The organism is Kamptonema formosum PCC 10802, from assembly GCF_000332335.1.
Taxonomy (GTDB): domain Bacteria; phylum Cyanobacteriota; class Cyanobacteriia; order Cyanobacteriales; family Oscillatoriaceae; genus Oscillatoria.
In genome coordinates this window covers 354,292-369,448 of record NZ_KB235950.1, presented here as the reverse complement: position 1 = coordinate 369,448, position 15,157 = coordinate 354,292, and the positions used below count along the sequence as shown (strand labels likewise).

General features: G+C 52.8%; 11 protein-coding genes and 1 pseudogene. 7 read left to right on the top strand and 5 right to left on the bottom strand.

What is annotated here, in order from left to right:
• The 3 genes from OSC10802_RS48330 to OSC10802_RS0135530 all read right to left on the bottom strand — a co-directional run.
• On the bottom strand, positions 1–675 hold a 675-nt coding region (locus OSC10802_RS48330), incomplete at its 3' end, for a transposase (RefSeq protein WP_044172708.1).
• A gap of 265 nt (positions 676–940) precedes the next feature.
• Positions 941–1,318 (bottom strand): hypothetical protein, encoded by a 378-nt coding sequence (locus OSC10802_RS0135535; RefSeq protein ID WP_155969144.1) that lies wholly within the window; start codon positions 1,316–1,318, stop codon positions 941–943.
• A 389-nt stretch (positions 1,319–1,707) separates the two neighbouring features.
• Positions 1,708–3,891, bottom strand: a complete 2,184-nt coding sequence (locus tag OSC10802_RS0135530; protein ID WP_017721518.1) for a cation:proton antiporter — start codon at positions 3,889–3,891, stop codon at positions 1,708–1,710.
• A gap of 354 nt (positions 3,892–4,245) precedes the next feature.
• Between OSC10802_RS0135530 and OSC10802_RS0135525 the strand changes: the two genes are divergently transcribed.
• Positions 4,246–5,670 (top strand): serine/threonine-protein kinase, encoded by a 1,425-nt coding sequence (locus OSC10802_RS0135525; protein ID WP_026099091.1) that lies wholly within the window; start codon positions 4,246–4,248, stop codon positions 5,668–5,670.
• A 147-nt stretch (positions 5,671–5,817) separates the two neighbouring features.
• On the opposite strand, the gene OSC10802_RS0135520 is transcribed toward OSC10802_RS0135525, so the two are convergent.
• Positions 5,818–7,269 carry a Dyp-type peroxidase gene (locus tag OSC10802_RS0135520; RefSeq protein WP_017721517.1) on the bottom strand — a complete coding sequence of 484 codons (1,452 nt, stop codon included), beginning with the start codon at positions 7,267–7,269 and terminating at the stop codon, positions 5,818–5,820.
• A 102-nt stretch (positions 7,270–7,371) separates the two neighbouring features.
• A complete protein-coding gene (locus OSC10802_RS52140; protein WP_017721516.1) occupies positions 7,372–7,530 on the bottom strand; it encodes a hypothetical protein in 159 nt (52 codons plus the stop codon).
• A 127-nt stretch (positions 7,531–7,657) separates the two neighbouring features.
• Between OSC10802_RS52140 and OSC10802_RS0135510 the strand changes: the two genes are divergently transcribed.
• The 6 genes and pseudogenes from OSC10802_RS0135510 to OSC10802_RS55240 all read left to right on the top strand — a co-directional run bounded on the left by OSC10802_RS0135510 (position 7,658) and on the right by OSC10802_RS55240 (position 14,998).
• A complete protein-coding gene (locus OSC10802_RS0135510) occupies positions 7,658–7,981 on the top strand; it encodes a hypothetical protein (RefSeq protein WP_017721515.1) in 324 nt (107 codons plus the stop codon).
• 136 nt (positions 7,982–8,117) lie between these two features.
• A complete protein-coding gene (locus OSC10802_RS0135505; RefSeq protein ID WP_017721514.1) occupies positions 8,118–8,483 on the top strand; it encodes a hypothetical protein in 366 nt (121 codons plus the stop codon).
• Positions 8,484–8,742: 259 nt separating this feature from the next.
• A complete protein-coding gene (locus tag OSC10802_RS0135500; protein ID WP_017721513.1) occupies positions 8,743–11,007 on the top strand; it encodes a TOMM precursor leader peptide-binding protein in 2,265 nt (754 codons plus the stop codon).
• Positions 11,008–11,711: 704 nt separating this feature from the next.
• On the top strand, positions 11,712–12,797 hold the full coding sequence (locus OSC10802_RS0135490) for an amidohydrolase family protein (RefSeq protein WP_017721511.1): 1,086 nt from the start codon (positions 11,712–11,714) through the stop codon (positions 12,795–12,797).
• Positions 12,798–12,904: 107 nt separating this feature from the next.
• Positions 12,905–14,122 (top strand): annotated as a pseudogene (locus OSC10802_RS55245) (S9 family peptidase); the annotation flags it as partial.
• Entirely contained in the window at positions 14,102–14,998 is an 897-nt protein-coding gene (locus OSC10802_RS55240; RefSeq protein WP_369797147.1) for a prolyl oligopeptidase family serine peptidase, read from the top strand. The pseudogene OSC10802_RS55245 and the gene OSC10802_RS55240, both read left to right, overlap by 21 nt.
• The last annotated feature ends 159 nt before the right edge of the window (positions 14,999–15,157 follow it).

Sequence of the window (15,157 nt, the reverse complement as noted above, 5' to 3'; positions counted from 1 at the left end):
CTTTTCAAGATCGCAAAAGTTAACAACTCTATATATTCCTGAGTCCTTGCCTGTCCCAACTAGAAACTGCCCCTTATTTTCAGAAAATTGAAGTTTGTAGTTGTTAGGTATGCGCAAGACAAAATACTTGTTTGACTGCTGGGCGAGCCGTAAAAATTTTAAACTAGAAAAGCCCCGATCCATTACCCCTACACCGTTTGGGGGCAAACTAGCTAACATCTCTTTTCCATATCTGTAGTCAGAGTCGTATCCAAAATTTATTAAGTTTTCTTCTGGAACTCCTGTGGTTAAATTTAAGGAGCTAACAAGCTTGACTTGGTAGTATTCTTGCAGCCATAGCAATTTACTCGTTAGAGTAATGACAGTTGAATCAATAGGACACAGCTCATATTTTTGAAGGCTTTTTTGACGGCAAATTTCCTCATTAAGTTGTTGATAAAGTCTCAGAAATGGCTCTTGACTTCTGGACGCATTAGCTTTGGAGAAAGTTGAAATATCTAGCTCATAGCCAGTTCCATTTAGTCGCTTGAATATATCTCTCATACTGGTCAAGCTTTTATCCATTGCATAGCTCAACCATATGGACATAAACAAGCGGGTGTTAAGGACAGGATAATCATTTTTAGGCAAAGAAGCCAAACGATTTTGGACAATCTTAGAGAATGAGTTGAGCACAGGTTATTAACAGGATTGATTTGACCGTAGCCCAAATCATAGCACGTTTTGGGCGCTTTTTTTATGTCGAATTGTTAAGATTCAACACTTGTGGCGATGATGCCCATGTCCGCGCCCTAAGTGGCTACTGCTATTTTTTATATAGCAGTAGCCAGTTAACTTAGGATATTAGATTAAGAGGGCAGGCGAGACGCCTGCCCTACGCCTTTTATCCGTGCCCAATAGGACTGCTGCTATAAACCGGCTCTCAGCGCCCCTGCGATCGTCAGTGGGTTTTGGGAAGTTCCACCGGCACTTCTCGCTCAGCGAAGAATTCAAAACTCTCCCCCCGTGAGTCGATCGTGATTTGACCTTGCAACGTTTCTCCCTCTATTTTACCTTGAATCGTCACCGTCTCTCGTGAGACTCCTGCGGGGGGACTGGCGGGTTCGGGGCAGAGTGCCGGTGTGGCAACTGAACCGGCTAAAGTCAAATTTCCTTGGTCCCACCGGCCCGAAAGTGCCGGTTTCTCCTCAACCTTAACCCCTGTAGAGACGGGACATGTGGCGTCTTGACAGCTTGCCGGCTGCAACGAGCCATTTAAATAAACCCCCGATTGCAGAATCGTTAAAACTAGAGCTTCCGACTGATTGCATCTGGGCAATTGTCTTGTGTCAGTGAGATACCGTCCAGCTATAGGCGGAGGAGCCTTAAGATTCGTCTCCCCGTAAGCGCTTACGACCTTAAACAGAACCGCTACAGATCCGATTGCAACTGCATAAAACGTTAATAGCTTTACACTTAAATGGCTCATAGGTTGAGGGATAACTAAAAATTTGAATGTCTGTTTCTTTACTTTTCAATCCAGCTGACAGGATTCAGCTGACAGTTCCTCCCTTCGCCGGCTTAGAAGTTCTAAATGATTTGTGATCCCCCTCTCTCCTCTCTTTCCTTGGCGTTCCTTCCCGGTGGCGGGTTATTAAAAATAACAATTGTCACAACTCACTTAGAACTCACTTAGAACTGTCAGACATTATGCCGGCGAACTAGACATTATCTGCGGGCTGCCGGCTGCTGTGCGAGGACCGAGGCGAGGTGAGGGGTAAACTGGGAGTGCCGGCGGCAAATCAGCAGGGAGGAGTGGCACTCAATGGCCAGCTCATCGGTGTACCGGCCCAGGGTTTGCCGCTCTATCCCCCAAGCGCGACTGGTGCCGGCAAGGGTGAGGTCAGCGGATTTAGACGCTTCCACCACCGCTTGGATTGGCTCTGGCGCTTCCAGAACGGGAAATTCTATGCGATCGCTGACAGTATCTGGCAATTGCTCCATGAGAGCGCGAAACTCGTTGCTGAATTCGCTCGCCGGCATGCCAGGGGCTGCAGCCCGCAGCACCGCCAGCCGCCTGTTACTGTCATTAACCAAAAGCCTCAAGGCTAATTCCAGCGCCATGTCATCGTGAATATTGGCGGAGTAGGGCACCAGCAGAGAGTCGGAGCGCTCCCGCCCCCGGTCCACAAAGACGGCGACATCTGCGGCAGCTGTGGTGAGAACTTGACCGACTCGCCCCCCCAAGCGGTTGTTGCTGAAGGCGGGGCGGTGCCATCCCAGCAGGATTAAATCCGCCCGGTCGATTTTGGCAATTTCAGCGGTTTCCCGCGCCACATCACTGCAGATGCGGACAATGGAACGCACGCCGGCCCGATTTTCAGGCGGTTCCAGGCTTTGAGTTAACTCTTCGAGGCGCTCCCGGCGCTCTTGGATTAAGCGCTCTGCCTCAAGTGGGGTGCTCTCAAACAGGTAGTCTTCTTGCAGCTCAATCAAGCTCAGCAGGTCAACCGCTGCGGGTTGCGAGGCAGTGCCGGCAATGGCCACGGCCAGCTGCAGCAGCCCTTTTTGGGTGCTGGGATTTGCCACTGGCACCAGAATCCGGTACGCCGGCATCTCCAGCTCCTGCGGAACCGGCGCGGAACCGGCGACGGGCTCTGACGGGGGCACCGGCACTGCCGAGTCCAGGCGGATTAGCTCTTTTGGATAAGTCCACTCTAGCAGGGGGGAAGTCATAAAGGTCGTCACCAGCGCCATAATCACCAGCATGGTGAACAGCAAGGGCGAGATGACGCCCAGGGACAGGCCAATATTGAGGACAATCAGTTCTGTCAGCCCGCGAGTGTTCATCAGCCAGCCGAGGGCGGAGGCTTCCCGGCTCTCAATGCCGCAGACTCTAGCAGCGAAGTAGGTGCCAACGTACTTGCCGGCGATCGCTACGGTGAGGACACTGGCGCACAGCAGCCACAATTCAGGCCGGTTGAGCAGGCCAATTTCCGTGCGCAAACCGCTGTAGGCAAAAAACACCGGCAGCAGGAAGATGAGAACAAAGTCTTCTGTTTTTTGGGCGAGATCCCGCACCAAACCGGGGTTTTTGGGCATTGCCGCCCCCAGGAGGAAGGCACCGAAGATCAGGTGAATGCCGATCCATTCGGTGATCAGGGCGGAAGCCACCACGCCCATATAAATCCACGCCAGCAGCAGCTGGCTCAGCTTGCCGGTGCGGTTGTAGTGGGCGGAAAGCCGGTTCAGCAGCCAGCGCCCCGCTGTCAGCATCAAGACAATATAGAGCACGGATTCCACAATCGTGGGCAACGCGCCGGCCATGCTGTTGGTGCGAGTGACGGCAATCGCCACGGCGAGCAAGCACCAGGCTGTCACGTCGTCCACCGCCGCGCAGGTGAGCGCCAGCGTGCCCAAGCGCGTGCCCTGGAGGTTGTTCTCGGTAATAATTCTGGCCAGCACCGGAAAGGCGGTAATCGACATCGCCGCGCCCAGAAACATGGCGAAGGCGGTGAACGACACGCTGGAATTGGAAACCAGCGGGTAAAGCAGCAGCGCTAGCACCGATGCCAAGGAAAAGGGCACCAAAATACTGACGTTTGAGGTCAAAATCGCTACCTTTAAGTTGCCTTTGAGGTATTTTGGGTCTAGCTCCAGGCCAATCAGAAACATGAAAAAGATTAGCCCCACCTGTGAGAGCACGTTCAGAAAGGGAACAGTCTCGGCTGGGAACAGGAACGCTGACAGTTCTGGGGCAATCCAGCCCAGCAGGGACGGGCCCAGCATGATGCCGGCGACGATTTCCCCGATGACCAGGGGTTGCTTGAGCCAGCGGAATCCCAGACCAACTAGCCGGGAGAGTCCGATCACAGTCAGAACTTCTATCAGAACTAGAACGACGGCGTGCATGATTTCCTCAACGGGGCTGGACAAGGGGGTGGCGCTATCTTCTGCACTCCTGTGCTCACGGTGCGAGACTCGCCTGGAAGACTCGCTAGAATTAAGTTAGCCCAGTGCTGTGGCAGCTCTGTACTGAAAACTGGACTGAAAACTGGGCGTGGGGCTTTCCGGGCATGGGGCATCATCGCATCATCGTCAATTATTACTTACCCTCTAACCCCTAACCTTCGGTGTTGGGTGTCAGGTTTTAGGTCTGAGGTGGGATATCCAACACCATCAGCCTCAGCCCTAACCCCTAGCCCCTAATCCCTAACAATGTTTTTTTAGCGTTTAGAGGCGTTGCAACTGGCGGGAGATAAGTGGATGATCTTGATTAAATGCAGCAACGGGCACGAAAATCCGGCGGGGTCACGTTTTTGCGCCAGCTGCGGCGAATCGTTGCTGGGGACTGTCGCCGGCTCTCTGCAAAATAAGGGGGCGAGCGCACCGGCTTCCCAAGCGCATCCTTTGGAGTTACTGCCGGGAACGCAGCTTCGCAATCGTTATATCATAGTGCGCCAGCTCGGTCAAGGGGGGTTTGGCAAAACTTATCTGGCGGCAGATACCGGTCGCTTCAATGAGGCGGTGGTTCTCAAGGAACTGACGCCCAGGTTATTGGGCACCGGCACTCCTGAGAAAGCTTCGCAACTTTTTGAGCGGGAAGCTGTTACGCTCCACAAGCTGCAGCACCCCCAGATTCCCCGGTTCTGGGAATGGTTTCGGGAGGGGAAACGCCTGTTTTTGGTTCAGGAGTGGGTGGGGGGTGAGACTTTTGAGGCTTTGCTGCGGGAGCGACTGCAGCGCGGGGAGTGTTTCCAGGAGGCAGAAATTGTTCAGCTGTTTTGCCAGCTGCTGCCGGTGCTGAGCTATCTCCACCGGCTCGGCGTGATTCACCGCGATATCTCTCCTGATAATATTATATCCCGGCAGCGAGACGGTCTGCCGGTGCTGATTGATTTTGGCGGGGTCAAGCAAGTGGCTCTGGAACTTGCCGGTGGGAGTGAGTCTGGAAACGCGACTCGCCTGGGGAAAAGTGGCTACGCTCCTGATGAGCAAATGCGTCTGGGAATTGCCGCACCGCACAGCGATTTGTACGCTTTGGCGGTGACGGCTGTTGTTTTGATGACCGGCAAACAGCCTCAGGAACTGATAGATCCGCTTTCTATGGATTGGCTTTGGGAGAAGCAACTGAAGTTGAGCTCGAAGCTGCAGGGAATTCTCCAGCGGATGCTGGCGCAGCAGCCGGTTGAGCGCTTCCAGTCAGCCGAGGAAATTTTACAATTGATTGACCCGAATGGGTTGCCACCGGCAACACAAATGAGTTATACTATTAGTGCCGGCGGCAGGACCGGCTCGCCTTCCGCGAGTGTGCCGGTGAATAATTCCGGGGAGGGCGGTATTTTGAGCGCCAGTCAGGTGCCGGCGGAAATCCCGGGTTGGAACTGGGGGGCATTTTTGCTTCCGGGTTTCTGGTGCCTGACCAATCATGTTTGGATTGGACTTATCGCTTGGGTTGATATCACCCTTGTCACCGGCGGGTTGCCGTCTGTGACGGTGGCGTTTATCCTGGGGGCGAAAGGGAATGAGTGGGCGTGGAGGAGCCGCCGGTGGAAGAGTGTTGCCGCTTTTAAGGCTCATCAAAGGGCGTGGGCGATTGCCGGATGTTTGATTTGGGGACTGATTTTGCTGGCAGTTTTATTGCTAGTTGTGGGGATTGTATTTTTTGGGATATCTGCCATAATGGGTTAGGATTAATCACCCGAAGCTGTGAGGGGGCGCTAACGCTTGCGCCTGCCGGTTCGGCAACGCTCACCGGCACTACTTTGGCGGAAAGGACAGGCGAGACTGCTGTCCTACGCCTTAACTTAAGTGACTGCTGCTATAAAAGCCTTCCAGCTAGCCCCGCTCAAGGTTTTTCAGGAAACTGATGCTGGGTGCAAAGAAAAATTCCCCTCCCTTCATGCTAATAAAATCAAAAAAATCCACCTGCACCCGATCGTTTTGGCCCCAGTCTTTGGGCCACATTTGCCCCGCATTCTGTTTTTTCCCCTGTCCCACCAGAGCGTCAAGGCCGGTTGTGTAGTTGACAAATTGCTGGTTATTCGCCCAGTTCTTTTGCACAAACATGAACTGGTTAAAGATGTCCGCCTGGAAACACAGGAACAGCAATCCCACTTTCTCCCCTTCCGCCGGCTGGACTTTTATGTCTCTTAAATGCGCCAGCTGATGGTGAAACCGCGACAGTTTGGACAGCGAATTATCGCGGGCTTCCGGCATTTCGCCATAGCTGACTGCCCGCCGGACAATTCGGTGCGCGCGGTGCTCTTCCAGCGTCTGGTAGCGGTCGTTTTTGTCGCCGCGCGGATTCGTCTTGCGGATGTGCGCGTGAAAAGGACATTTCGATCCTTCCCCGTCTCCATCATAATTGAAATTATTGAACACCGGCTCGGGATTTTGTTCCGTGGGAGAAAGCGTCACCGGCGTCCCATCTCTGAACCGCCCCACAGCTAAAGCTCCCGCTCTTTCCGCATTTTTCCCTGAGAGTCCCAGCTTTCTCGAAAGCTCTCTCTCTGCTTCTTTGAAGCCCCGCACGTCTTGTTCGAGTTTTCGGTAAACGCAATAGCTGCCAAAGCTGTGCTCCCCTTCACCGAAAGGGTCTTTTACAAGCACTAATTCTAAGGGAGCGGTGGGGTCCCACTTATCGGTGCCCTGTTCTTTTGCCACTTGGTCGATATCTTCTTTCAGAAACAGGGGCTGGCTGATTCCATCTCGGAAACCGAAATGTTCGATGGCTTGCCCTTTTCTATTTTTGAGAACCACACCGGCTTCTGTGCTGGCAATCTCGCCTGCCCTGCCAATTGACTCCACAACTTGTTTGGCGGCAGACTCCAGCCGGTGGCAGTCGTCATCAGCGAGGAGAATTAAAGCGTGGATTTCCTCTTGAAATCCTTCCTCCCATTCGTGCCAGTGCGGGTCTTTCAGCACCTGCTGTAATTGCCCCATGCCAACCTTGAATGCCGGACTGGGAAATTCGCGATTGCCTCCCGCTTGTAATTTGAAGCCCAGAGCCTCATATCCCCTGTAGGTTAGGAAAAAATTGGCAAACAGGGGTTCGGATTTTTCGCCGGCACTCTCGTCTAGCTGCTTCTTTGCCGAGGTGACAAATTCTTTGGCGAAGTCGCTAATCCATTTTCTGGCGGCATCCGCGTCGGGCTTGAATTTGACGAAAATATGTGCCGAGTAGTCTCGCTCGTGACTTTTGAGGATATTTCCCTGTAAATCTTCTAACAGGGGTTGGTACTTCGGCTCGTTGGGATCTATCTTGGTTTGGGTTAAGTCTACTGACACAGATTCCTCCTCCAGCGCTTCTCTGGTTCGCCAACTCTCTATAAAATAATTGACGGCGGTGGGTCAAGAAACCGGGTTTGTGTAAGAAACCCGGTTTCTTAGCTAAAGCTCTCTAATTGAGAGGGTGAGAGCTAAATCCCTCACTGCGAACACGTTGAGTTTATTGATGCTCACCCGCTCGCACCTGCCGGTGAGGTGGCGAACTGCTGGATTTTCTTCAAGGTTATCAGCCTGCCGGCGATCTCTCAAGATGTAAAACACATTTAGCTGAATGTAGAGTTTTATTAATAAATCTTGACGCCCAGAGAGGGCCTAAATATACTGGTCGGAAACCGATAAGAATCTTATCGGGGAGCGTTCTACCTAACTATTCGCAGAGAGGTCAATTATGGATAAACCTCCTTACCCTCCTGACTTGGCCGAGGCGTGGGCTCGCGTCTTTGGCCACGCTTGGCACAAGGACAACAGGGAGTTTCTGCAGGGACTGCGGAAAGACCCCAGGCAAACAATTTCTAATGTGGTCAATTGTGGCCAGCCGGCAAGTATCATAGGCCCTTGCGCTACTATCCAGGAGTATGTGAGTAGCGACAACAGCGAATATGGTTACATAGCGATTCCTGTGCTGCCAGAGGGGTTGCAGGGATTGACAGACGAACAGCTCTATGCGTATGCCAGTCAGAGCGAGCTGTACGGAATTATGAGACACAGCTGAGCGGAAGCTCCAGGGAGTTGAGAGTGGCCAATCCGCCCTGCGATTTGCTCAAGTCCCTGGGATTGCCTTAAGCTTTTTGTTGGGGATGCGCTTCCCTGACGATTTGGCACAACCTACGCATGAAAAGAGGTAAATTATGACAGTCGCCTACCGCCCAGCCAATTTACAGAGTCGAACCTCTGCTTGTCCACAAGAGTTACGGGATGCTTGGGCGCGGGTTTTTGCCTACGCTTGGAGCCAGGACAATAAAGACTTTCTGCACCGGCTGAATAAAGACCCGAGACAAACGATTACTGCCGTAGCCAGAAATCGCCAGTTCGGCAATTCAGCAGTAGCAGCAGCTTGCAGCACTATCCTCAGGTATGTAGAAGATCCCAACTCGGAGGAGGGTTTCTTGGCGCTCCCTCCTTTGCCAGACAGTTTCACAGATGAACTAACCGAGGAACAGCTCTATACCTATGCCAGACAAGACGGACTGTACGGAATTCTGAGGATATCTTGAACTTCAGAACTGCCCGTTTAGACTCCAGCAGGATCTGATAGGGAGAGCGCTAATTCACAAGGCTGCTTGGGAATTAGCGCTCCTTCTTAAAATCACTGCAGTGAAGTAGATCCTATTGCACCGGCATGGCTTGAAACTTGAAAGCGGGTTCCAGTAAAATGGTGAGTTGTGGAGCGTTCGCGACGCTGAACGCGCTACAGCTTTGTGACAGGAAAGCGAGACCTACTATTTAACTTCTATACCTTGATTAAAAACTGCCATGCGCCAGCCGAGGTTTAAACACTGTTTTCGCTGGGAAATTGTCCCTTCAGAAGGCGTATTTTTCCGGTCTGAAAAAGAACACTTCCTGCTGCGGGGAGACGCCTACATTCAACTGGCACCGCTCCTAGACGGACAGCACACAGTAAAAGAAATCGCAGATATCCTGCAAGACCGGCTGTGGGCTCCTGAAGTATTCTATCTGCTCGACCGGCTGCGAAGCAAGGGCTATATTGCAGACGCTAACCCGTGCGTGCCTGCCGAGCGAGCCGCGTTTTGGCAGATGCTAAACCTCGACCCAGAAGAAAGCGAAAAGCGCCTGAAAGAGGTGACGGTTTCTGTGGTTTACTTTGGCGAACTTGGGAGCAAAACCTTTAAGGCAATGCTGGCATCTCTTGGGGTGAAAGTCGGTGAGAGTGGCGAGCTATGCGTGGTGCTGGCGGAGGATTACCTGCAAGAGGAGCTGGAGGCTTTCAATCGGGAAGCTTTGAATAGCAATCGCCCGTGGATGCTCGTCAAACCCGTGGGAATAGAACTGTGGGTTGGCCCTATATTTATCCCCGGAAAAACCGGCTGCTGGGAGTGTTTGGCGCACCGGCTGCGAGGGCACCGAAAAGTCGAAAGTTACCTGCAGCAGCGAAACAAAACTGCTCAACTGCAGCCAACTTCCATTGCGGCACTGCAGTCAACCCTCTCCACCGCCCTGGGGCTAGCCGCCACCGAAACCGTCAAGTGGATAGCCGGGGAGCAAAATGAATGCCTGGAGGGGAAAATCGTCACCCTCAACGCCCTCTCCCTGGAAAAGAACAGTCACGCCCTCGTGCGGCGTCCCCAGTGTCCGCGCTGCGCTGACGCAAACCTGATGGCAACGATCCAGTCAGCGCCGGTGGCGCTGCAAAGCTGGAAAAAGACATTTACCAGCGATGGCGGACATCGCAGCCTTTCGCCAGAGCAAACGTTTAAAAAATTCTCGCACCACGTCAGTCCGATTACCGGCATCATCGGCGCTTTCCAGCGAACCTCTACCTGGGAGGATGAGGGTGGGCTGACAGCTTCTTACCGCGCCAGTCACTGCTTTGTACCTGCCGGCAGTGACCTGCACTCGCTGCAAGAAAGCTTGCGCAGCGAATCCTACGGCAAGGGAAAGAGCGACACTCAGGCAAAAGTCAGCGCCCTGTGCGAATCTGTCGAGCGCTATTCCGGCGTTTTTCAGGGGGATGAAGCCAGAATTCGAGCCAGCCTGAAAGACCTGCGAGATGCCGGCATTCACCCAAACGCCTTCATGCTTTTCAGCGAACGGCAATTCCAGAACCGCGAGCAACTGAATGGAAATCGCACCAGAGTTAACAGATTTAACTGGATTCCAGAGCGATTTGACGAAAACGCGGAAATTGAGTGGAGTCCCGTTTGGTCGCTCACCGGCAGCGCGCCCCGATACATTCCGACGGCTTGCTGCTACTACGGCTATTCCCAAAAGCACAGCGCCCGCTTCGCTTTTGCAGACGCCAATGGATGCGCCGCTGGCAGTAACTTAGAAGAGGCAATCCTGCAAGGCTTCATGGAATTAGTCGAGCGAGACAGCATTGCCCTGTGGTGGTATAACCGCCTGCGCAAACCGGCAGTGGATCTGTCGAGTTTTGACGCCCCCTACTTTCAAGAACTGGTGGCGCGTTACAAAACGCTGCACCGCGACCTCTGGGTGCTGGATCTCACGAGCGATTTGAACATTCCCGCCTTCGCCGCCATCTCGCGCCGCCATGACCGAGAGGAGGAGAATATCATCATGGGGTTTGGGGCCCACTTTGACCCGCAACTTGCCATTCTCCGCGCCTTAACTGAAATGAATCAGTCGCTTCCCGCCGCGTTTTTTGGCATACTAGACGCAGACAAAGCCTATCGCGACCGCGACGCGGAGGGGATTGAGTGGTGGGAGACGGCAACCGTCGCCAACCAGCCCTATTTGCTGCCGGACAAAACCGCGACCCCAAAGACTCGCTCCGACTATCCAGGGTGCTGGAGCGACGATCTCTATATAGATGTGATGAACTGCGTGGAGATTGCCCGGAGTTGCGGGATGGAAACCGCAGTCCTCGATCAAAGCCGGCCCGACCTCGGACTGCGTGCGGTGAGGGTTATCGTACCCGGTTTGCGGCATTTCTGGCCCCGATTTGCAGCCGGTCGGCTGTATGACGTACCCGTTAAAATGGGTTGGCTGGCTGAACCCCGGACTGAGGAGCAGTTGAATCCCCTGCCCGCTTTTTTCTAAAGGGGCGAAGGGGGAAACCACTGGTGTCAGGAGGGCGGCTACGGGGGGCCGGTGTGAGGGCGGCCACGGGGGGCATCGGTGTCAACTTAAGCTCCAGGCGATTGAAATCGCGGCTATACAAACGAAGTCCGCCTTCGCGGACTTAAGAGAAGAACTAGAATCTTAAAACCCAAGCCGAAGCGGGTTTTGTCTGTGTAGCTGCGGTTTCAACCGCCCAGAGGCTGCGGGACACAGCTTAAGTTGACACCAATGCCACGGGGGGCCGCCCCTACAAAATGTTTGTAGTTGGGCTAAAGCCCAACCGCATCGCCTGCTGCCGGCCAAGTTTTCATTGGTGGCGGTCTGCGCAGTTCCGAAGCGACTGACTTGAAAATAGTCCTGTAGTGCCGATGGCACCGTGCTCGCCCCGCCCCGGGGACAATTTTCATCGGTGGCGGTGTGCGCAGTTCCGAAGCGACTGCCTCCAAAACCCGCGCAGGCGGGTTTTGTCTGTATAGCTGCGGTTCCCCTGCGGGAAGCCGCCAAGGGCGGCTACAACCGCCCAGAGACTGCGGGACACAGCTATAGCAGTAACCAGTTAGGTTAGGACGTAGGACAGGCGTCTCGCCTGTCCCTATCCCTACTAGCAAGTGAGATGCCCTGTCCTTAACTGACTGTCCCTTGCTATAGCGAGGGAAATGTAAAATCTAAAATCGGGATCGCCCATGCTTAAGGGATATCAAATTATAGATGCGGACTGCCACGTACTCGAGCCCATCGACCTGTGGGAGAAGTACCTCGAACCGGCATTTAAAAACCGGGCACCGTCGCCAGAGATGAAAGTCGATGGCCAGATAATTTATCACAACGTATCCCGCAAACTGCAAGACGAAGGGCTGAAGGTAATGCTGCGGGACATAAAGAGCTATGGGATCTGCAGCTACGATCCGGAGTCCCAGGTCAAGGCTATCGCCAAAATGGGGGCGGATGTCTCGTTCCTGTATCCGACGATGGGGCTGTGGCTGTTTGCAGTTGACACAATGGAGCCGCAACTGGCGGGCGCATTCGTCCGCGCCTACAACAATTGGCTGCGAGATTTTTGCAGCTACAACCCGCAAATTCTCCGAGGGGTGGGAGCGATTAACCCCCACTCCCCGGAAGAGATGGTGCCCGAATTGCGCCGGATCGCGGAATTTGGATGGAAAGCGGTTGTTGTGCGGCCCAACCCGGTGAGGGGCCGGCTGCTTTCTGACCCCGCATACGAGCCCTTTTGGGGCGAGTGCGAGCGCCTGGGAATCGCAGTCAGCATCCACGAGGGCACCCATTCCCAGCTGCCCACCACCGGCTCCGACCGGTTCAGCACCCGTTTTGCCACGCACGCCTGCTCTCACCCGATGGAACAGATGATGGCCCTGCTGGCCCTGATTGAGGGGGGGGTGCTGGAGCGCCACCCCGATCTGCGGGTGGGCTTTCTGGAGTCAGGCTGCGGCTGGCTGCCTTACTGGCTGTGGCGGCTGGATTCGGAGTACAGCCAGCTGGCTTGGGAAGTGAAAGATCGTGTTAAGATGAAGCCGTCTGAGTATTTCCGCCGGCAGTGCTTTATCTCATTTGAACCTTCTGAGCCTTACCTGCCAGAGATTCTCAGCTACATCGGCTGCGATAACCTGATTTTCGGTTCTGACTTCCCCCACATAGACCACCATCCGGACGTTATCGACCAAGTGGTAGGGCTGAGCGACCGGCTCTCCGAGACAGCGATGCGAAAAATCCTCTGGGATAACCCCCTTCGCTTTTACGGAGTGGAGAGCTAAAATCTTTTAATATCTGTCCGGTTCGTTCACAAGTCCCACTTTCGATCCCCCCCTGCCCCCCTTAAAAAAGGGGGGAACTGAAACCCCCTGAAACAATATTTACTTCGATGAATCTAGAAAATTACTCTGCTGGAAAAGCCTCTCCCCCTACAGCCCCAAAATCTCCTCATATCCTTTCATGTCATGGAGATGAGCGCACCGACAACTACTTTTGGATGCGCGACCGCAACGATCCAAAACTCATTGCATATCTGGAAGCCGAAAACGCCTATACGGCCTTGATGATGCGGGACACTGAGGACCTGCAAGCCAGTCTCTATGATGAAATGCTCGCTCGCGTTCAAGAAACCGAAATTTATGTTCCTTACCGACAGGGTGATTTCTACTATTATTGGCGCGCGGAAGCGGGAAAGAACTATAATGTTTTTTGTCGCAAGCGGGGCTATCTAGATGGGCCATAAGAAGTGGTTCTCGATCAAAACAAGCTGGCAGAAAAATACAACTATTTGCGTTTAAATGTATGTGAGGTTAGCTCAAATCACCAGATTTTAGCCTATTCAATCGACCCGCTCGGTGCCGAGCAATACACACTTTTCTTTTTTGACCTCACTACATGTGAGCTATACCCAGAAAGCATAGCTTTGGTTGACTCTTTTGTTTGGAGTAATGACAGCCAAACCTGCTTTTACACCCAAGTTGACTCTGTTAACCGGCCTTCCAAACTGTTTCGGCACACCCTAGGCAGTGACCCCAAAGAAGATATTCTGGTTCACGGTGAATTAGATGAAGGGTACAGTCTCAAAGTCTATAAAACCCGCAGTCTAGCCTATATATTATTGTATTTGGCTAGCCTGCGAACATCGGAAGTTCGGTATTTAGATGCTAATCATCCAAGGGGCGATTTTCAGGTAATACATCCCCGAACTTCTGGACTTTTTTACACGGTTGAACATCACAGCGATTACTTTTACGTCGTTACCAACGACGAGGCCATCAACTTTAAACTAATGAAAACGCCGGTGGCATCTCCCTCAAAGGAAAACTGGCAGACTGTAATTCCCCATAGAGAGACGGTAACAATTAAGCAGGTAAGCGCTTTTGCTGACCATTTGGCAATTTACGAAAGAGAGGGGGGATTGCCAAGGGTGCGAATTTGTCGGCTTTCCACAGGAGACGAACACTACATTGATTTTCCCGACCCAGTTTATGAGATCGGAGAAGATAATAACCCAGAATACAGCACTAATATTTTGCGGTTTGGATACAGGTCTTTAGTGACTCCTGATTCCATTTTTGATTATAACATGGGGTCCAGAGAGTCCACACTCAAAAAACAGATGGAAGTTCTTGGCGGCTATGACAAAACCCAGTACAAAAGCGAGAGGATTTGGGCCCCAGCCACTGACGGCACAGAGATTCCCATCTCCCTTGTCTACAAAAAAGGAATAGAAAAAGATGGCAAAAATCCACTTTTGCTGACTGGCTATGGTGCCTACGGAGCCTGCGAATATATTTCTTTCTCGCCCACTCGACTCTCACTGCTCGACCGTGGGGTAATCGTTGCCATCGCTCACGTTCGTGGGGGTGGGGAGATGGGTCGCCAGTGGTATGAAGATGGCAAGTTCTTGAAAAAGAAAAACACTTTCACTGACTTCATCGCTTGTGCCGAACATCTTGTGGCGAACAAGTGGACAGCAAGCGAACGATTAGCTATTGTTGGGGAAAGTGGGGGCGGACTCTTGATAGGATCTGCGCTCAATATGCGACCAAATCTCTTCAAAGTCGCCGTTGCTAAAGCGCCTTTTGTGGACATACTGACTTCTATCTTGGACACGACTCTTCCACTGTCAGTGTTGGATTGGGAAGAGTGGGGAAATCCCAAGGACAGAACCTATTACGAATATATCAAATCTTACGCTCCCTACGATAACGTTGAGCCGAAGGATTACCCTCATTTGTTGATAACCACTGCCTTGAATGACTCGAGTGTTCCCTATTGGGAGCAGGTGAAATGGACTGCCAAGCTGCGAGAGCATAAGACTGATGACAATATTTTGCTACTTAAAATCAATATGAGTGCGGGGCACAGAGGTGCGTCAGGACGCTATGATATCCTGAAAGAGGTGGCTTTCGAGTATGCGTTTCTTTTAGATCGATGGGGGCTTAATTTTAGAAAGTCAAGCCGATTTTTACGGAGTTAAGAGGCTGAAGATTAGCCGAATCTAGAGCTGCAGGGCGCACAAATTCCACCTCGTGGAAGCGGAACGCGCCCGCGTGCTGGGCAACTATGCCGAAGCCCGAGAGCACTACGACTCGGCAATCGCCCTCGCGCAAGAAAACGAATACCTCAACGAAGAAGC

Excerpts from the sequence above, each read along its gene's own strand:
- OSC10802_RS0135530 (WP_017721518.1), bottom strand. The coding sequence starts at position 3,891 with ATGCACGCCGTCGTTCTAGTTCTGATAGAAGTTCTGACTGTGATCGGA.
- OSC10802_RS0135525 (WP_026099091.1), top strand. The coding sequence starts at position 4,246 with ATGATCTTGATTAAATGCAGCAACGGGCACGAAAATCCGGCGGGGTCA.
- OSC10802_RS0135510 (WP_017721515.1), top strand. The coding sequence starts at position 7,658 with ATGGATAAACCTCCTTACCCTCCTGACTTGGCCGAGGCGTGGGCTCGC.
- OSC10802_RS0135505 (WP_017721514.1), top strand. The coding sequence starts at position 8,118 with ATGACAGTCGCCTACCGCCCAGCCAATTTACAGAGTCGAACCTCTGCT.
- OSC10802_RS0135500 (WP_017721513.1), top strand. The coding sequence starts at position 8,743 with ATGCGCCAGCCGAGGTTTAAACACTGTTTTCGCTGGGAAATTGTCCCT.
- OSC10802_RS0135490 (WP_017721511.1), top strand. The coding sequence starts at position 11,712 with ATGCTTAAGGGATATCAAATTATAGATGCGGACTGCCACGTACTCGAG.
- OSC10802_RS55240 (WP_369797147.1), top strand. The coding sequence starts at position 14,102 with ATGGGGTCCAGAGAGTCCACACTCAAAAAACAGATGGAAGTTCTTGGC.